Below are 20,055 nucleotides of genomic sequence, written 5' to 3' on the forward strand. Positions count from 1 at the left end.
TTTACTCCCCCATTACAAACTGTTCACTGAAGCGCTTATCGCCTTCAACCAAATCATGCATATCGTTAATATCGTGGCGAAGAAGCAGAGTCCTCTCCAAGCCGACACCAAAAGCAAAACCGGTATACACTTGTGGATCTAAACCTGCAGACTTCAACACATTAGGGTTAACCATTCCGCAACCGCCCCATTCAATCCAGCCTGGACCGCCCTTTTTATCCGGGAACCAAAGATCCAGCTCAGCACTAGGCTCAGTAAATGGGAAGTAGCTTGGTCGCAAGCGGCTCTTTGCATCTGGACCAAACATTGCAACAGCTAAACGATCTAGAACACCCTTTAAATCAGCCATTGTTAAATGCTTATCCACAGCCAAAGCTTCACATTGATGGAAAACTGGAGTATGTGTTGCATCCAGTTCATCAGTGCGGAACACTCTACCAGGAGAAGCAATATACAGAGGAACTCCACGCTCAATTAACGCACGTACTTGATCAGAAGAAGTTTGCGTGCGCAAAACCATATTTGAACCAACAAAGCCTGCGGCATCCTTAGCTTGATTGCCTTGAACGTAGAAAGTATCCTGCATTTGACGCGCAGGATGATCCGGCCCAAAGTTCAATGCATCGAAATCAAACCATTCAGTTTCAACTTCTGGACCCGCAGAAATCTGCCAACCCATAGACACAAAGAAGTCTTCAAAATCTTCAATAATACGAGCAATAGGATGACGAGCACCTAGAGGCTTACGATTAATCGGAAGAGTCATATCTACAGTCTCAGCAGAAAGCATACGAGCTTCTTCAATGGCTTTAATTCGCTCTGTAGCTTCTGCAAAAGCTCGACCAAAATCAGCTCGCAAAGTTGACATTACCTTGCCAACTTCCTTCTTTTGATCTGCAAGCAAAGAACCAATTGCTTTGCTTGCAACAGTCATCACTGACTGTGCGCCAGCATACTTAGTTTTAACAGCCTTCAGCTCTTCCATAGTTTGAGCAGCTGTAACGCTAGCAATACCTTCTTTTACTGCTTTAGTTACAGCTTTAATATCGAATGGCTTATTATCGGTCACAGCACCCTTCCTATCTGTGTTATACGTATATTCATTGTTTATATACGATATTGCAAAATATTGCCCAAAGTTATATTTTTCGCTCATGACTCGACATAGCCAAGCCCATAAGCATTACTGCTGCACTTGTTGCAAGGTTCATTGATTCCGCTTTTCCATATATTGGAATTATTGAAATATCGTCAACCTGCTGCAATACTTCTTTAGGTAAGCCTCTAGCTTCATTGCCAAATAAAATAGCCAAAGAACTGCTAATAACCTCGGAATTGACTAAAATTTTTGGGAATGGCACAGGTTTAATCTTGTCAGTTCCGTAAATATCAGCTGCAATAACTCGAATATTTGATTTTGCAGCGCATTCAAACCAGTCTTGAACGCTTAATTGCACTACAGGAAGATGAAATAGTGAACCAGCAGTCGAACGCACAAGCTTAGAATTCCAACGACTTACGCAATCATCAACAAAAACAACAGCATCGCATCCAGCAACATCTGCAACGCGAATAATAGCACCAGCATTGCCAGGATCTCTTACCTGCCAGCAAGCTGCAATACGAAGAGGTTTAAAATCGTTTTTTGATTTTATTTGTGCTGATTGTTGCAAATTTTTAAACTCACTAAAATAGATATCATCTAAAGATTTCGAATTAGCAACCGCAACAATTCCCTGTGAATCAGCACTAATTTTTTGCATAATACTCGATTCAACAGGATGAACATAACAAGATCGGGATAAAGCTTCTTTAACTATTTCCCGCAAAGAAGAAAATTGGGAACTTTCCTTTTCATTACCTTCACAAGCATCTTTAGTAACATAAATATCACATAACGAATCTGTGGCATAACGTACAGCTTCGCGCACACTTTGCGGACCTTCAACTAAAAAACGCTGCAAATCATGCGACTTTGCGCGACCTAAAGAAACGAGTCTGCGCACGCGCTCACTGTGAGTATTATCAATTAGTTCTTTTAACGGCATAAATATAACTTTACTTCAAAAACGATTACGACACAGGAAATAAGCGTTCACGTATTTATGCAAACTTGTTACATTCTTTGCAACAAGACTTATAAGCAAAACCTTATAAACTCTATTCATGATGCTCTGAAGCGCTGGAAGTTGTATAGCCTTTAGGCTCAAGTTGGAAAGTAGTGTGGGACACAGAAACAGGAAAATGCTCGCGTAAGCAGTCCTGAAGCTGAGAAAGCACCTGAGAGCATTGAGACATTGTCATATTAGGATCCACAACGACATGTGCCATAAAAATCGGCATACCAGTAGAGACAGTACTAGCGTGCAAATCGTGAACTGCAAGTACATGAGGAACATGCTCTAGATGTTCTCGAACTTTATTTAAATCAAGACCTTCAGGAGTCTGCTCAAGAAGAACCTTAACAGCATTCTTAAGAAGCTTTAGCGCACGTGGAATCATAAGAAGCGCAATAACACCACCAGCTACAGCATCAAAACCTGCCCAGCCTGTACTCATCATTACAATAGCTGAAACTACGACTGCAACAGATCCAAGAGCATCGTTCATAACCTCAAGAAAAGCAGCACGCATATTCATGTTGTCTTGAGATTGAGACATAAGAATTACAAGAGAGCCTAAATTCGCAGCTAAGCCAAGAATACCAAAGAATAGCAGCTGATTTACATCGTGAATGCCTTGATGACCACTACCAAAAAGACGCATTCCAGCTTCAACAAGAGCATACACTCCTACAAGCAGTAAAATAAGAGCTCCCGCAGCAGCTGTGATAACCTCAAGACGCGCCCAGCCCCACGTACGCTTACTATTCGGACGACGACGCATAAGAATTGCAGTAACTGTTGAAGCTGCAAGAACTGAAATGTCTGTAAGCATATGACCTGCGTCTATAAGCAGCGACAAAGAATTAGTTATAAAAGAACCAATCACCTCAGCAAAAAATACAGTTGCGGTAAGAGAAAGCGTAAGAAGCAAACGATGCTGATGTGCGTGACTTGCGTGAATTGCGGCTGCTTGGGAAGCTGCGTTGGCGTTATTGTAATCAGTATCGAAAGAGTTGGCATTTTCGTTCGCACTGCTTGAGCGTGAATCAGTGCTGTTAGTTCGAATTACATCGTTATGATTATGCACTTTCCAGCCTCCTAAAATATTAAAATATTTGGACGATATCGTTTCTCAATATCATTCGCATTTTGCCTTATACGCAATGAACCCCAGCCTAAGCCGGTGTTCACTATTATCAATTACTTTGTCTATTACTATGTAATCACACGCCGTCAACATGCATGCATTATGGGTTATAGATCAAAAACCAACAGAAAAGCAAAAAGCGCCACACAGCTAAAAACTGTGCAGCGCTTTGTTTGTGCCTCCGGTGGGACTCGGACCCACAAGCCCGTAAGGGCGTCAGATTTTAAGTCTGATGCGTATGCCAATTCCGCCACAGAGGCGCAATCACTTATTATGCCATACATCTAAGCAAAGAACAAGCTCAGCGTGTGGCGAGTAACTTTCTTCCCAAATCAAGCGTAATTCCGTCAAGCAAACCATGCTCACTTGCGACAAAGGTATCCAAAACACCTCCGTGATCCTCATACGCAGCTTTTGCTAATCTCTCCAACACGCGGCTCCAAATCACTGCTCCACCGCCAACAACATCCACACGCCCTGGGTGAATCGTCGCATACGTGCGCCTGCAGTCCCTAGGCATACGCAAAAATCGATTATTAACAGCATAAGCCTGCTCTAATCCAATACGCACACCATCGACAGCAGTATGATCATAATGCTGCAATCCCATGGTCAAAGCAGCCATAGTTGTCACAGTTCCAGAAACGCCAATAATAGTACGAGCTCGCCCTGCAGGGACAACTTTGAAAGCATCATCAATATGCTTGTCAATATCTTCAATAGCAGCTTGAATTTCCTCTTCCGTAGGAGGATCAGTATGCAAATGCCTTTCAGTCATTCTAACGGAACCAACATTCATGGAGTATGCTGCAGAAACCTTGTGCGCTGGCAAGCAGTCACCATCCCCTCCAAGCACTAACTCAGTAGAGCCTCCACCTAAATCAACTACGAGATACGGTGGCTGCAACTCATCGCGAGACACAACGCTTGTTGCCCCAAGGAAGCTAAGAGCTGCCTCTTCAGTACCACTAATAACTTCAGGACGAACACCAAGCTCATCAATCATCATTTGTTCAAAAATCTCACGATTTTCAGCATCTCGTGTAGCTGAAGTTGCAACAAAACGAATCGCATCAACTGGATGTTCTTTCAAAACTTGCGCAAATTCGTGCGCAGCATCCCTCACTCGCTCCAAAGCGTCATCTGCGAAACGATGAGTTTCGTCAATTCCCTGACCTAGTCTAACGACGCGAAGCATACGAGGCACAATATCTTTCATTCCATGCTCAGAAACTTGCGCAATTTTTAGTCGAATAGAATTCGTACCGCAGTCAATTGCGGCAACCTGTACTGTTTTTTCTGCACAAGTAGTCGTGTCACTTTTCACAGCTTCACACTTTGCATTTTTATCTTTTGCATCCGTTTCGTCTTCCACAACAACTTCCGTTTCAGCAGCATATGCATCATCGCTCCACGGAGTAGTACAGCGGCACACGCTAGGATCAAACTCATCTTTAATGCGCTCTAACACCATATCACCAATCGGATTTACACCTTTGCCCATTACCAATGTTTGCGCAAGCAAAGCATGCAAGCATTTGACACGAACTGGCATTCCACCAGCGCTCATCTGACTAATATGCTCTTCACTATCTCCCAAAGACACAGCTAATTCATGACGGAATTCCAAATAATACTTATGCGCACGCTCATATTGTTTTTTCAGATCTTCGTCCGATTGCAATAGCTCGTTATATTCTCGCATAATACCGTCTGCTTCGACGCGAGACACCGCTTTTACAGCTTCAGGACTGGTAAGGTAGCATGTAGTTGGGAATGGAGTGCCATCTTCTAAGCACGGTCTAGTAATAACAGCAAGAGGTCTACCACAAACGCAACGAGCACCAACAGCTACCATTCCTCTAGGGAATCTTCCAAGTTGCTTTTCAACAATTGCACGCTCGGCATCACTCGCAGGTGTAGTAAATAAACGTTTTACAGCTTCTTTTGGAATATAATTCTTATTACTGTTCTGCATTTTATCTGAACTTTCTTGGCTGTTAGCCATGCGTTTCTACTCCTGTTAAAGCTGTTTTACAAATAAATAATTTTTTACTTTATCAGTTTATATATTTTATCAGTTTATATGTTATAAGGATGGCACAGTATCTGGTTTGTCTGCTTTATGTATTGCATACATTAAGTCACTATACCAAGGCAAGACTGAATGAGTCTTAGTTTCGCTATTTTCTTGAGCAAATTCATTCGGAACTTTTCCAGTTACTGCTTCAGGATGCTCTACGCGAACAGCCTGTTCACCGGGAAAAATAAAGCCGAGACGATCTCTAGCTTGAGCAGTAACGTATGCTTTGTCTTTCCATCGGTCAATATTATTATTCAACGTACGCTTTTGTTCACGTAAATCACTTTCTTCACGCTGAAGTGCATGAAGCTCAGATAAGCTTAACGCATAATTTCTAACTGTTGAAATGCACTCAATTGAACCAACAGTAACTACAAAAACCATAAATAAAAACACAAGTGGTCCTGAAAGTAGTCGACGCTGTTGCAATGGTGCTACATCTTCACCTAATGCTGTTTTACGACGCTTTTTCATAACCATACTTTCTAAATTACTTGATGTATTCGACGTGAAAACATCATGCATTCCGCTAGTATCTTACGCGCTTTTAGATGCAAAATGCTGTTGTGTCACATTTACAGTAACACTGCATTTACAGTCACACTACATTTATTCGTTATTAAAATTAAAAAAACTGACGAACAAAACTGCAAAAAAATTATTTAAATTTTTCTACTTAAACCAGTAATTTCTATTAATAACATCAATCATTTCGACTAATTGCTTTGTTTCTGCAATATCATGAGCACGTATTACACGCCCACCAGCCATAAACATCGCTGTTTCTGCAACTAAAGTGACAGGCAAACGATCTTCTTTATCTAAATTAAAAAGCTTCTTACCAAAGCCTTTTCTAGAAATCGCAACCAATATTGGTCGACCAAAACGATGCAATTGATTAATATTTCGCATCATTGCATAATCTTGTTCACCATCAGCAACCTTTGCATAGCCAATTCCTTGATCAAGAATAATCCTATTTAAGTCAACTCCTCCATCAACAAGCATTTTTAAATTATCGCTAAAGAATTGACACATAACCTTTGTTAAATTGTCATATTCTGTATCTCTATTGCTATGCATTGTCACTAATCCAACGTTAGAATCTGCCATAAGCTTTACTTTTTCTGGAGAATCAAACGCGCGAACATCATTTATAATATCTACGCCAGCTTCAATTGCAGCTTCCATTACAGGTAACTTGTAAGTATCTACTGCTACAGCAATTTGAGGATAATTTTTGTGAATATACTTAATAGCAGGTATAACGCGCCTTATTTCCTCTTCTGGAGTAATTTCTAAATAACCGCCAGGTTTTGTAGTTTGACCGCCTACTTCTATAACATCAGCACCAGCTTCAACTATTTCTTTAATATGGCTATTTACCTCGTCTTCACTTTGGTACTTGCCACCATCATAGAATGAGTCAGGAGTAATATTCAAAATCGCGTAAACTATAGGCTTGTCAAGTGTATCAAAGCAGAATCGCCCTGCATTCCACACAATTGCTTTTTGCTTTAATAGCGAGCGCAAACTTGCAAGTAATTCTTGATCTTCGTACCATGCTTTTTCGCACTCTTGCATAAAAGGTTTAAGAGCAATAAGCGGCAAAATGAAGTCAATAGAAGACTCGGATACTTTGATAGCTGTATCAAAATGATCGAGAAAATCAGCTACTTTGTTTAAATCGTTTTCGCTAATATTTTCCCACGTGCATAAAATTTTTTGATTTACGCAAAGATCCTGCAGTAACGCTATATCTGCAATATTTTTAGAAGATACATTCTCCAAATTGCTTTCAATAATTCGCATTTGTATTCTTTCTTTCTAAAGCCTCATATTTAAAACTAAATTTATATTCCAAACTAATTAAAAACTTCGCTACTTTCAATAATATTAATCCAATTAGTGTCGCTAGTTTTATTAAGCTTATCTTGGATGAGCTCATGATAATTAGCATCGTCTGCGCTTATTTCAAGCAAAGGAACTAATACGAATCTGCGATTATCTCTTTCTTTGTGCGGAATCGTAAGATTTTCACTTTTTATAGTTTGACCACCAAAATCAATAATATCTAAATCGATTGTTCGAGGGCCCCAACGAACTATGCGCTTTCTGTGAAGACGCTGTTCAATATCATGAATAAAATCAAGCAATTCAAAAGCTGTTAAATCAGTGTCCAAGCGTAAAGCAATGTTATAAAAACTGTCTTGCACTACGTCACCAACTGGTTCGGTTTCATACACTGAAGAAACGATAATATTGCTTATATGTGAATTTTGCTTCAATAGCGAAACAGCTTGACGCAAATTAAGTAATCTATCACCTATATTGCTTCCAACACTTATGTATGCACTAGAAATCATATTTCCCCCAAAAAATAATGTCATTTATAGTTAAAAGTATATATCATAAACAATTAGGACTAACCAGCTTTATGAATTCAATTAATAAATAATCTAATATCAAAAATTTTTATAACAAAAATGTCGCTGTAAATTCAACACTCTTGAAGAGCAATTAAACCTACAACGACATTTTTCAATACGCTTTTATCTAAAATCTGTAAAAAATATTTTAGATTCAAAAGTACTATTTTTAGTTATTTTATTTTTGACTTATCTATTTTGCTTGAGCCTTGCTCAAAATTGTATCTGCAGAATGCTGCAACTTTTGCAACTCTTCTTCAGTCAAGTCAAGTTGGCACTGCTTCACAATACCTTCGCGACCAACGATTGCTGGGTAAGAAAGATAAGAATGATATTCCTCGCGATAGTTCGAAACAGGCATTTGCTCCTTTGAATCCGAAAGAACAGCATGAACCAGGCGAACTGCAGCAGCAGCAATACCATAATTTGTATACTTCTTTCCGTAGAACACAGTGAAGCCGCCTTGACGAGTTTCTTCATCAACAGCATCTAAATCAATGTTCTTTTCTTTTGCAAGATCAACAATCGGCTGTTCAAGAACCTTAACTGTGGACCATGCAACGAACTGTGAATCGCCATGTTCACCCAAGCTATAGCCCTTCACAGCTTTTGGATGAACTCCGAAGAATTTGCCAACAGCGCGATGAAGACGTGCAGAATCAAGCAAAGTTCCAGTGCCAATAACTTTTTCATAAGGAAGACCAGTTGTTTCTTTATAAAGCTGGCAAATAGCGTCGCAAGGATTAGTAATATCAACTAAAACACCATGGAAGCCAGAAGCTTTAATCTTTGCACCAACTTCTTCAACTTGAACACGATTATGTTTAAGTTCTGCGAAACGATCAGGATTTGGGACGTCTAAAAGCTTAATATTGCCCATAGCGCTTACGATAACTTCAACATCTTTCAAAGCATCGTAATCATTGACAGTAATGTTTACATTAAAAGGCAAATTATCCATTGAATCCTCAAAATCCAATGCATCAGCCTTAACCTTAGCTTCATTCTTGTCATACAGGTATAACTCGTCGGCGTAACCACCAACAACAAGCTGGTGAGCAACAGCTGCGCCAACATTTCCCATACCGATAACTGCTACTTTTCGCATAATGAAACATCTCCTTCTGTTTCGATTTTCTCACAAAAATATCACTATTATGATGAGAATGAAAGTAAATTTAAGAAAATTTTTTGCGCGTTTTGATTTTTTCAAAAATATTTAATAAAAAACGGTCAGCCGTAAACACGACTGACCGTTAAAACTCAAAGACTTAAGAAGTCAATAAGTTACTTTAAAACTAAAAGTTACTTCATATACTTCTTGCAAGCCTTGAATGCGCTGTAACCAGCATACTGAGCGGTAGAACCAAGCTCTTCCTCAATCTCAAGCAAGCGGTTGTACTTAGCAATACGCTCGCCACGAGCAGGAGCACCAGTCTTGATTTGGCCGGTGTTCTTAGCAACAGCAAGATCAGAAATGGTGGTATCTGGGGTTTCACCAGAACGATGGGAAACCATAGAAGTGAAGCCGTTCTTAGTTGCAAGCTCAATAGCGTCGAGGGTTTCGGTAACGGAACCAATCTGGTTCAACTTCACGAGCAAGGAGTTAGCTGCACCAAGCTCAATACCCTTAGCCAAACGCTTTGGATTGGTGACGAGCAAGTCATCGCCAACGAACTGCAAGCGATCACCAAGACGCTTGGTGATTTCTGCCCAATCATCCCAGCCTTCTTCCTGGAATGGATCTTCGATGGAAACGATTGGATACTCGTTGATGAGCTTCTCGTAGTAATCGAGCATGTAAGCAGATTCGCGCTCTTCTCCATCGAAACGATACTTACCAGTTTCCTTGTTGTAGAACTCAGAAGAAGCAACGTCAAGAGAAATACCAATCTGCTTGCCTGGCTCGTAGCCAGCGGCTGCGATTGCATCCATGATGTACTTCAAGGAATCCTCATTGGACTTCATCTTTGGAGCGAAGCCACCTTCGTCACCAAGACCAGTAGCCAAGCCTTCCTTCTTCAAAACATTCTTCAAGGTGTGATAAACCTCAACACCAGCGCGCAAAGCATCGCTGTAGGTTGCGAAACCGTAAGGAGAAATCATGTACTCCTGAATATCGGTTGCGAAATCAGCGTGAGCGCCACCGTTCATGATGTTCATGTTTGGAACTGGAAGAATGTGACCATTGGTGCCGCCAATGTAGCGGTACAACGGAAGCTGAGCAGACTCGGCAGCAGCGTAGAGAGCAGCGAGGGAAACGCCGAGAATTGCGTTAGCACCAAGCTTGCCCTTGTTTGGCGTGCCATCAAGCTCAATCATCGTCTCATCAAGAGCGCGCTGATCGGTGGCATCCATGCCAATAACCTTAGGTGCGATTACCTCGTTGACAGCCTTAACAGCTTCCAACGTGCCCTTGCCCTGATAACGGGATTTGTCGCCATCGCGACGTTCCCAAGCTTCAGCTTCACCAGTAGAAGCACCAGAAGGCACTAAACCAATACCCTGAGCGCCATCTTCGGTCTCCAAATAAACCTGAACAGTAGGATTTCCACGAGAATCCAAAATTTCGCGTGCATATACGCTTTCAATAGCTGCCACAACTACTCCTTTATACCTATGGGTTGTGATGACTCTTCCAAGACTAGTGCGTTTTATGGACGTTATATTGAGTATCAGCGTATTTATGCCGTGAACGTTCACAATATTTTGATTTAACTCGAGTCATATGAGACAATTGTATATTTTTAAGCAATATCGTTTATAAATATCGATTTAAAATACAGTTGTCCATACCCTTAAGTGATAATGACCTCAGACACGGGGTGCGCAACTACATCGTGCCAAACAACAATACATACAGTGTTGCGCTGAGAATACACTCGTTGAACCTGATATAGCTAAAACTATCGAAGGGATTGTCACATGGCTTACAGTTCGCCTAATAAAGCGAAGAACATATTGAAGATTGCGTTTAAAGCGGTATCTTCGTGTAAAGTGTGGATTTCAACTATACTCATTTTGGTTTTGTGGTTTTTCACAACTCTTTCTCCAGTCGAAGACCGTTCTTTGCCATCCCCATATGAAGTAATACAAGCTTTTATTGATTTAAACAGCGAAGGCATATTATTAAAATCCTTAGGAATAAGTATTTTACGAGTTCTTTTAGGGCTTTTGTTAGGAATTATTTTTGCTGTTCCTGCAGGCATACTTGCAGGAGGCAGTAAGCTTGGCAATATTGTAGTTGATAAACCAAGCCACATGTTGAGATCAATTCCATTCCCGGCTTTAGCTCCAATATTAATAATTTTCCTCGGAATAGATGAAACGATGAAAATAGCGCTTATAGCTGTTGGCGTTTTTGGACCTATGTACGTTAATATTCGCGACGGAGTGCGTAATATTGATCCAAAACTTCTTGAATTAGCGCAGGTTTATCACGTTAAAAAATCTACTATTTTTATATCTATTTTGCTTCGCGGTACACTTCCAAGTTTTATGACAGGTTTGCGATTTGCAATATCTGTAGCATGGGTTGCATTAGTGACTTGCGAAACAGTCAATTCTTCTATTGGAATTGGATACATTCTTTCAAGAGCGCAAGAATTCTTTAGGCCTGATCAAATGATGGCATGCGTTATTATGTACGCAATTGCAGGTCTTGGATCTGAGCTTACTGCAAACATATTAGAATATCTTCTTATACCTGAACGCAGATTAGATAGAAAATCACGCCAATAATCTAGTAATATCAACATTTTTCTAAAGTTAACTACTTTTTAAAATGCATTAAATTGCTTTTTAAGAATTAGTCAATATTTAGAATCAACAACCAAATAATAACAACCAAACAAACAACAGATAAATAAAACAACAAACAAAAGGAACTATATATCATGGCTAATTTAAAAATGCGATTTTCTAAAAAGAGCATTATTGCATTAATCTGCGCTGCTTGTGCAACTGTATCTCTTGCAGCTTGCTCAAGCTCACAAAAATCATCAACCGCTTCTTCAAAAGAAGATGCTGGAACTATGAGAGTTGCTTATCTTTCTACAGCAAATTATTTAACTACTTTGAAAAATGAGAAATTCCTTCAAGACGAATTTGGCAAATCTAAGGTAGTTTACACTGGTCCTTACACTCCAGTTGATGGTCTTACTGCTGTTATGAGCGGAAATGCAGATGCTACAACTACTGGAACTGGACGCTTCATTGATTTGATTGCTGAAGGACAACCATGGGTAGCTTTTGCGCTCGAATATTACAATGGTGATTCTCAAGGAATCGTTGCATCCGCAAAAAGCGGCGTAAAAACGCTAAAAGACTTATATGGTAAGAAAGTTGCTATTATTCACAACGGTGACACTGGCGATTACATGCTTCACCGCGCATTTGATAAAAGCGGTTTAGACGTTTCTAAAGTTAACAAAGTTGAGATGAGTCCTAAGAACTTCCAGGCAGCATTTACTTCTGGACAGATTGACGCAATTTCCTCATTCGATCAGAATCTTGCTGCAGCAATGACAACTCCAGGCGCAAAATTGCTTGTAAATGCTAAAAAGTACGGCAATATGAACGTTACTATTCACATTGTTTCTAAGAGCTTTGCCAAAAAGCATCCAGATCTTGTTAAGAAGATGTACAAGGCTCTTGTTCGCGAAGCAAAAAAGTCTCATAAAGAAAACAATGTTATTGGAAACGCTTACAAGCAGCTCGGAGCAAGCGAAACTATTATTAAGCAAATTGAAAAGTTTGACAATCCAACTATTCGTCCAATCGATGAAAAAGGTTTGAAAATGATGGAAACTCAAGCTAAAGAATACGTGAAATATGGTTTAATTAAGCAAGCTCCAAAGAATTTGAAAGATTCTGTAATGGATTGCACGAAGTAAATTAATCCATATATCTATAAAACACATATTCATAAAAACAAAAATTAAATATCAAAATAAAATAATATATAACTAATTAATCAAAATTAAAACAAAGTTATATAACAAGATTATATAAACATGATTTAGAGCAACGCAGTAGGAGTAAATATGGACACTCAAATAGAAGAAAACTATGAGACTAAAGATAACTCTTACTGCGTTACTCTAGAACATATTGGCGTGACTTTTAAAAATAACGCTAAAATATTGCGAGATATAAATCTAAATATTAAAAAAGGCGAATTCGTATCTTTAATAGGACGCTCAGGATGCGGAAAAACTACTCTTCTTAAAGTTATTTCAGGATTAATCAAACCTGATTCTGGAACAATAAACGTCACACAACATCAAGCAATAGGTTTCCAAGATGCAAGATTAATACCATGGCTAACAGTAAGTAAGAACGTAGTTTTCGGCATACAAGGAAACAAATCAGAACTAAAATCTATTGCAGAAAAAGCTCTTAATGATATGCAACTTAATAATTGCGGTTCGAAATGGCCATCAGAACTTTCAGGTGGTCAAGCACAACGAGTCTCATTAGCTAGAGCTTTAGTTCATAATCCTGAATTACTACTTTTAGACGAGCCTTTCGGAGCATTAGACGCTTTAACTCGTTTAGACATGCAAGATTTGCTTGATAATCTAAGACAGAAACATGGCTGGACCACGATAATGGTCACGCATGATATTTCTGAAGCAGTAAGACTTTCTGACAGAATTCTTATGATTAAAGACGGAATCATTGAGAAAAACTGGAATATTGATCGAAGCCAACTTGATGCACAAAAGCGTCCAAATAATCACGTTGAAATAGAAGATGAGCTTAGAGAAGCGTTACAGTAAGAACGCGAAAAAATAATTGATAAAGGCACTGCAATATTGACTAGCCTTTATATATTGTATATCCGTTACTTACTCGTCTATTTTCATTACACTCCCATCAAGGAAAGTAAACTCGTATATTTTTTCTCATACTCATCCTGGTCCTGCAATTTCCGTGCATTTTCATTGATGCAGTTGTTAACCTTGTCAGCTACGATGTTGAGTTCTTCTTCAAGTTTCAGTTGTTCATTTTCAAGACTTGAAGTATCAAAAACAGTTTTTACCATCTCTTTATGCGTTGCGATGATTTCTTGTTTATCTTTAACAAGCATATTTACACCTTTAATGAACAGCGTTTAAATCTCACATACACGCTTCCTAATTGTTGAATGAGGTCTGCTTACTGTTCTTATACATTTTCATCACCTAGCTTTCTATTTCATCTTTTTACGAAACGAAAGATTCTCTTTTAAGAGCAATTCATGTAAAATAAAGACACGCTTTATGCACGAAGGTGGCTCTCCGTTTCGTTAATTAAATTATCTAAAATATGATTTTGATTGACTTTAGCAGAGACCTAATCTTTATTCCTGTTGCAGACAAAATTAAAGATGCCACCTACTCCTGCTACGATATCAAGCCTTATTGCCGACGTGGTTACAGGACAAATTGATGTACGAGATGTTGAGATACCAGACTATGAACAAGTTGCAGAATCGCTCTATGAAGCGGACGACAATGACACGTTACATAGCGAAGATGAAATACTAGAGGAGGTGTAATTATGCCTGAAGACAAAAAAATATCTAGTGCCGATAATCAAGGCAATCTTGTTATTTATCAAAGCGATGATGGTGAAACAAAAATTGATGTGCGTTTCGTGGATGAGACTGTTTGGCTGACGCAACAACAACTATGCGATCTTTATCAAACAAGTAAATCCAACATCAGTGAGCACATTAAACATATTTTTGAAGAGGAAGAACTTGAGGAAAATTCAGTTGTTCGGAAATTCCGAACAACTGCCTCAGACGGGAAAAAATATCTCACTACCTACTACAATCTCGACATGATTATCTCCCTTGGATACCGTATTAAATCCAAAATCGCGACGAATTTTCGCCGTTGGGCAAGTGAACGTCTGAAAGAGTACATGATCAAGGGTTTTACCATGGACGACGAACGCTTAAAACAGCTCGGAGGTGGCAATTATTGGCATGAACTCTTAGATCGTATTCGCGATATTCGTTCTTCAGAAAAAGTCATGCATCGTCAAGTGTTGGATTTATATGCCACAAGCGTGGACTATAACCCAAAAAGCAGAGAATCACTTGCGTTCTTCAAGCTGGTACAAAACAAGCTACATTATGCTGCTCACGGTCACACAGCTGCTGAAGTTATTTATGAACGAGCAGATGCGAATAAACCTTTTATGGGCCTTACTACTTTTTCCGGCGATTTTCCAACAGCAAAAGACACGCATATTGCTAAAAATTATTTATCAGAAGATGAGCTGAAGATATTGAATAGTATTGTTTCAGGATATTTCGATTTTGCTGAAGTGCAAGCTATGCGTCACAATCCTATGCATATGAGTGATTATGTGGAACACTTAGATCATATTCTTTCTGCTACCGGAGAAAAGCTTTTAAATGGTGCAGGCAAAGTCAGCCATAAGCAAGCGATCGAAAAAGCCGATAAAGAATATCAGCGTTTTATTGTCGATAATCTTTCTCCCGTTGAAAAATCTTACCTTGACACAATAAAAAGCCTTGAGAAAACAGCAAAGAAAAAATCTGGGGAAGAACAATGATAACTTTTACCAACACAAAAGAAAACGGCCTAGAAACACTCATTGTCAATTGACTTGTTGAACATAATGGTTATGAAGAAGGCACCAACGCTGATTACAACAAGGAATACGCCATTGATGAAACGCGACTTTTCCGCTTTCTTAAAACAACGCAGCCTGAACAATTTGATTTGTTAGGCATAGGACAATCCGAACAAAAAAGACGTTCGTTCCTGAACCGCCTACAGTCAGAGCTAGCTAAACGCGGTATTATCGATGTTTTACGTAATGGAATCAAAGTTTATCCTGCAAACATTATTCTGTTTTATCTCACACCGAGTGAAAATAATATAAAAGCACAAGAACATTTTGAGCAAAATATTTTTAGCGTAACAAGGCAACTTTGATATTCATTCCATAAAAGTGACATGCACAATTTTTTGAACTAATTCACCAAGCGACGTCATCAAGAAGCTGACGCACCCAGGAAAGTATCTCATGCTCACTCATTGAACCAGATCCGAGTGAAGATTCAAAAGGAGCTGGAACAATAAGCATATGAGTAAGAGGACGATACTGTAAGCCTCTATAAATACGCTTCAAACGCATCATCACAGACTCTTTTGGATCGACTCCAACAACTCGCACTGATTTTCCTTGAGAGCTGATTTGCGTAATACCAATCTCGCGTGCTTTAAAACGCAAACGAGCAACCTCACACAAAGACTCAAACTCTTCAGGCGGATTACCAAAGCGATCAAGAAGCTCATCGTGAAGTTCTTGCAAATCACTATTATCCTTAGCAGCAGCAAGCTTCCTGTACGCCTCCAAACGAAGCTTGTCAGAAGCAATATAATCAACTGGAAGAGAAGCTTCAACAGGAAGATCAATAGTTACACAAACAGGCTCAACTCTTTCAGGTTCCTTATATTTTTCAACAGCTTCAGAAACCATACGAACATACAAATCAAATCCAACACCCTCAATGTGACCACTTTGCTCATCTCCAAGCAAATTTCCAGTTCCGCGCAATTCCAAATCTTTCATCGCAACATCAAAACCAGAACCAAGTGCAGTATGCTGAGCAATTGTTGAGAGTCTATCGTGAGATTGTTGTGTCATAGGCTTAGACGGATCATACAAAAAGTAAGCGTAGGCACGCTCATGACCTCTACCCACTCGACCACGAAGCTGATGCAACTGGCTTAAACCGAATCTATCTGCGTGATCGACAATAAGTGTATTCGCATTAGAAATATCAAGACCTGTTTCAATAATCGTCGTACAAACAAGCACATCAATATCTCTATGCCAAAAATCACGAATAACAGCATCGAGCTGCTTCTCCCCCATTTTTCCATGAGCGATAGCAACACGGACATCTGGCACAAGCTCCTGAATCTTACTTGCAACAGAACTAATATCTTCAACGCGATTATGGACGTAAAAAACCTGACCCCCACGCAACAATTCACGCTTAATGCATGCAGCAACTTGAGAATTATCATACGCACCAACGTATGTAAGCACTGGAAGCCTATCTTCTGGAGGAGTTGCAAGAGTAGACATTTCACGAATACCAGTTACAGCCATTTCAAGAGTTCTAGGAATTGGCGTTGCTGAAAGACTTAATACGTCAACGTTTGTGCGCAAAGCTTTAAGCGTTTCCTTATGTTCCACACCAAAACGCTGCTCTTCGTCAATAATAACCAAACCTAAATCTTTGAACTTTATACTAGGATTCAAAAGCTTATGCGTTCCAATAACAACGTCAATGCTTCCATCTTGCAATCCAGCTAAAGTTTCTTCAATCTCTTTAGAAGTTTGGAATCTACTCATTGCAGCAACTTTTACAGGGAATCCTTCAAAGCGATTTGTAAAAGTCTCGTAATGCTGTTGAACAAGCAAAGTCGTTGGGACTAAAACAACAACTTGCTTAGAATCTTGCACAGCTTTGAAAGCTGCACGTAGCGCAATTTCAGTTTTACCAAAACCAACATCTCCACAAATTAAGCGATCCATTGGTATTGGCTTTTCCATATCTGATTTTACTTCGTCAATAGTTGTAAGCTGATCAGCGGTTTCTTGATAAGGAAATGCGTCTTCCAACTCTTTTTGCCAAGGAGTATCTTTACTAAATGCAAATCCGCGAGATTGCTGCCTTGCTGAATAAAGTTTAATAAGATTTTCAGCAATTTCATGAACATGCTTTTTAGCTTTTGCTTTAGTTTGAGCCCAGTCAGAACCTCCGAGCTTGTTGAGCTTTGGTATTTCTGCACCTATATATTTACTCACTAAATCAAGCTGATCTGTTGGAATAAAAAGCTTATCGTTAGGAGCGTTACGTTTGCTAGGGGCATATTCAATTACTAAATATTCGCGAGTTGCACTACCACCCGAAACAGCAATATTACGTTGTTTCATGCCAACAAAACGTCCAATACCATGCTGCTCGTGCACAACGAAATCACCAGGTTTTAGTTCCATTAGGTCGATTGCTTTGCGCCTGCGTTTTGGAGTTTTTAGTTGAGCTGATGCAGAAGATTTACCTGTCAGATCACGCTCTGTAAGAATCGCGATACGCGCAACATTATCAATGAAGCCATCCGAAATACTTGAGCGCACTGTAGTAAATTCATGTACACCAGTCGCATATATAGCGCGCCTCAAGCGTGCAAGAGTACCAGAAGCCGCTGCAGTAATAGTTACAGCAAAACCATTGTCAACAAGAGAAGTGATGCCGACAGAAACTTTCGATTCATCTCCTCGAAACTCTTGTGGCGCCGATGCTGGCAAAGCAATATTTCCATAAATTTGATTGTCAAGACCAAAAGATGTTAATTTCCATACGTCATAATTAGACAATTCTAACGATGAAATCGTTTCATCAAAATCCAAGAAATTAGCTTGATCGAATGTTATTGGAGCTCCAGAACCGTGACCAGAAGCAGCAACATGCCAACTAGCTGCTAAGAATTCGTTAGCTGTAGCAGTTACGTCATCTGCAGCCCTACGGCATTTTTCGGGATCAGATAGAATAATAACAGATTCCTTTGGAAGCATATTTTGCACTGATTCCATGCGATCCACTAGTGCCGGCAACAAAGACTCCATACCTTCTACTGGTATAGAATTTGCGATTGATTCAAGCATATCGTCAGCATTTGGAATTGTGCCAATAAGAGAACGCGCGCGCTTGCAAATTTTTTCTGTAATCTGAAGCTCACGACAAGGCGTAGCCCAAATACTTGCAATATTATTGCCATAAGTGCGCTGATCAGAAGCATGAAATTGCTTTATAGTATCAATTTCATCGCCAAAAAATTCAATTCTCACAGGATGTGTCATCGTTGGCGCAAAAACGTCAATAATTCCACCGCGAACAGCAAACTCTCCGCGTTCCATCACCAAATCAACACGAGTATATGCGTTTTCTACCAAACGTTTCACAGCATATTCAAGAGTTAATTCTTTTCCGCACTCAAATAACAGAGGATCTATATCACCAATGCCTTCAACTACAGGCTGAATAAGCGATCGCACAGGCATAACCAACACGCGAATCGGACCAAAAAGTGATGTGTTATTTTCAGGATGACAAAGCCTACGAAACACTGCAATCCTGCTAGCAACAGTATCTGCTCTAGGCGAAAGCCTTTCATGAGGTAACGTTTCCCACGCTTCTAATTTAGCAACGTCTTGAGCATCACCATCGTACCAATCACGTACAGATGCAATAAAATCTTCAGCATCTCTACTCGATGGAACAATAACAACAACCGGCTTTTTCTTAGCTAATGCAGCAACAATAGCAGAACGAATGCCAATAGGAGAAGAAATTGTTAAATCTCCACTTATTGAATCTAAATCTTTACGATTTTTATTTGCACTTTCGCAACAATAATCAGATATCGCATCAAGATTATATTCAGATAAAGCTTTAAAAAGTGAATCCTTAGTTGATAAATCATTAAGAATATCTCTCAAGCTTATTACTGAAATATCATCAGTCTTATCATTCTTGTTGTTTTTGATATTAGACCTGCTATCAGCGGCCATTAAACTTCTCCTGCGTTGCTGCTAATCCATGGAAAATAATACTTTCTGCAGCATCAGCACCATCTGCTAAAAAGTTTGGAAGATCAGATTTTTGAGCTGCAGCAAAACCTCCAAGAACCCAATTGACAGTATTATCGTGCGCGTGAGCACCACGCTGCGCATGACCAACACCCATTCTCACTCGAGAATATTGAGGAGTACCAAGAGAGCGATCGATAGAACGAATACCGTTATGTCCTCCAGCAGAGCCTCCTGCTTTTACTTTAATGCGCCCAAAATCTAAATCCATATCATCGTGAATTATCACAATATGATCCGGTTCTATTTGATAATAGGAGCTTATAGAAGATACTGCAGCACCAGAATCATTCATAAAAGTCAACGGTTTAGCAAGGAAAAACTTTGCTACGCGACCATCAAGATTCATAACACCTTTGCCAAGTTTAGCTAAACCTTTGTGATCCGAAAGAGATACTGACCAACGTTGTGCCAAAACGTCTGCAACCATAAAACCCATGTTGTGTCTAGTACCCTCATATTTTGTACCAGGATTTCCCAAGCCAGCAATAAGCCAAAAATCCGATGCCATGGCAGACCACTCCCCATTCAAATATTTAGCAAAACAACAAAACGGGCGCATCGATTGTAGCTGAACGTAAAATTACAACTACTCGATAC

Annotated in this window: 16 protein-coding genes, 1 tRNA gene and 1 riboswitch; of the genes, 4 read left to right on the forward strand and 13 right to left on the reverse strand. The window is 39.6% G+C overall.

Going from position 1 to position 20,055, the window contains the following annotated elements; all coding sequences use genetic code 11:
* Position 1: 1 nt before the first annotated feature.
* From pheS to eno, 10 genes are all read right to left on the reverse strand, one after another.
* A complete protein-coding gene (gene pheS, locus ACJV2T_RS04750; RefSeq protein WP_419399306.1) occupies positions 2-1,069 on the reverse strand; it encodes a phenylalanine--tRNA ligase subunit alpha in 1,068 nt (355 codons plus the stop codon).
* A 70-nt stretch (positions 1,070-1,139) separates the two neighbouring features.
* Positions 1,140-2,048 (reverse strand): TrmH family RNA methyltransferase, encoded by a 909-nt coding sequence (locus tag ACJV2T_RS04755; protein WP_391495717.1) that lies wholly within the window; start codon positions 2,046-2,048, stop codon positions 1,140-1,142.
* Between the two features lie 112 nt (positions 2,049-2,160).
* Complete coding sequence (locus ACJV2T_RS04760; protein WP_419399307.1) at positions 2,161-3,192, reverse strand: cation diffusion facilitator family transporter; 1,032 nt, start codon at positions 3,190-3,192, stop codon at positions 2,161-2,163.
* A 236-nt stretch (positions 3,193-3,428) separates the two neighbouring features.
* Positions 3,429-3,512 (reverse strand) — tRNA-Leu (locus ACJV2T_RS04765).
* Positions 3,513-3,553: 41 nt separating this feature from the next.
* Entirely contained in the window at positions 3,554-5,230 is a 1,677-nt protein-coding gene (locus ACJV2T_RS04770) for a DUF501 domain-containing protein (protein WP_419399321.1), read from the reverse strand.
* Between the two features lie 111 nt (positions 5,231-5,341).
* Positions 5,342-5,815, reverse strand: a complete 474-nt coding sequence (locus ACJV2T_RS04775) for an FtsB family cell division protein (protein WP_116431745.1) — start codon at positions 5,813-5,815, stop codon at positions 5,342-5,344.
* Between the two features lie 192 nt (positions 5,816-6,007).
* The gene (gene folP, locus ACJV2T_RS04780; protein ID WP_419399308.1) at positions 6,008-7,147 is read right to left on the reverse strand and encodes a dihydropteroate synthase; all 1,140 of its coding nucleotides are present in this window, start codon (positions 7,145-7,147) and stop codon (positions 6,008-6,010) included.
* 53 nt (positions 7,148-7,200) lie between these two features.
* Complete coding sequence (folK, locus tag ACJV2T_RS04785) at positions 7,201-7,701, reverse strand: 2-amino-4-hydroxy-6-hydroxymethyldihydropteridine diphosphokinase (RefSeq protein WP_004119382.1); 501 nt, start codon at positions 7,699-7,701, stop codon at positions 7,201-7,203.
* 256 nt (positions 7,702-7,957) lie between these two features.
* Entirely contained in the window at positions 7,958-8,872 is a 915-nt protein-coding gene (locus ACJV2T_RS04790; RefSeq protein ID WP_415686905.1) for an L-lactate dehydrogenase, read from the reverse strand.
* Between the two features lie 197 nt (positions 8,873-9,069).
* Positions 9,070-10,365, reverse strand: coding sequence for a phosphopyruvate hydratase (gene eno / locus ACJV2T_RS04795; RefSeq protein ID WP_004111411.1), 1,296 nt, complete (start codon positions 10,363-10,365; stop codon positions 9,070-9,072).
* A 210-nt stretch (positions 10,366-10,575) separates the two neighbouring features.
* A riboswitch (TPP riboswitch) is annotated at positions 10,576-10,700 on the forward strand.
* Between eno and ACJV2T_RS04800 the strand changes: the two genes are divergently transcribed.
* The 3 genes from ACJV2T_RS04800 (at position 10,690) to ACJV2T_RS04810 (ending at position 13,547) form a co-directional block, all read left to right on the forward strand.
* Complete coding sequence (locus ACJV2T_RS04800; RefSeq protein ID WP_419399309.1) at positions 10,690-11,505, forward strand: ABC transporter permease; 816 nt, start codon at positions 10,690-10,692, stop codon at positions 11,503-11,505. (Overlaps the previous riboswitch by 11 nt.)
* 155 nt (positions 11,506-11,660) lie before the next feature.
* Positions 11,661-12,659, forward strand: coding sequence for an ABC transporter substrate-binding protein (locus tag ACJV2T_RS04805; RefSeq protein ID WP_419399310.1), 999 nt, complete (start codon positions 11,661-11,663; stop codon positions 12,657-12,659).
* A 150-nt stretch (positions 12,660-12,809) separates the two neighbouring features.
* Positions 12,810-13,547, forward strand: a complete 738-nt coding sequence (locus tag ACJV2T_RS04810) for an ABC transporter ATP-binding protein (protein WP_419399311.1) — start codon at positions 12,810-12,812, stop codon at positions 13,545-13,547.
* A gap of 86 nt (positions 13,548-13,633) precedes the next feature.
* Here the strand turns inward: ACJV2T_RS04810 and ACJV2T_RS04815 are convergent, their stop codons facing one another.
* On the reverse strand, positions 13,634-13,858 hold the full coding sequence (locus ACJV2T_RS04815) for a hypothetical protein (protein WP_419399312.1): 225 nt from the start codon (positions 13,856-13,858) through the stop codon (positions 13,634-13,636).
* A gap of 452 nt (positions 13,859-14,310) precedes the next feature.
* Between ACJV2T_RS04815 and ACJV2T_RS04820 the strand changes: the two genes are divergently transcribed.
* Positions 14,311-15,339 (forward strand): virulence RhuM family protein, encoded by a 1,029-nt coding sequence (locus ACJV2T_RS04820; protein ID WP_419399313.1) that lies wholly within the window; start codon positions 14,311-14,313, stop codon positions 15,337-15,339.
* Between the two features lie 429 nt (positions 15,340-15,768).
* Here the strand turns inward: ACJV2T_RS04820 and mfd are convergent, their stop codons facing one another.
* Together mfd and pth are read right to left on the reverse strand one after the other, a co-directional pair.
* Positions 15,769-19,377 carry a transcription-repair coupling factor gene (gene mfd / locus ACJV2T_RS04825; RefSeq protein WP_419399314.1) on the reverse strand — a complete coding sequence of 1,203 codons (3,609 nt, stop codon included), beginning with the start codon at positions 19,375-19,377 and terminating at the stop codon, positions 15,769-15,771.
* Complete coding sequence (pth, locus tag ACJV2T_RS04830; RefSeq protein ID WP_004111397.1) at positions 19,367-19,966, reverse strand: aminoacyl-tRNA hydrolase; 600 nt, start codon at positions 19,964-19,966, stop codon at positions 19,367-19,369. The genes mfd and pth overlap by 11 nt, the downstream gene beginning before the upstream one ends.
* Positions 19,967-20,055: the final 89 nt, after the last annotated feature.

Source organism: Gardnerella phocaeensis, from assembly GCF_048545075.1.
Taxonomy (GTDB): Bacteria; Actinomycetota; Actinomycetes; order Actinomycetales; family Bifidobacteriaceae; genus Bifidobacterium; species Bifidobacterium vaginale_J.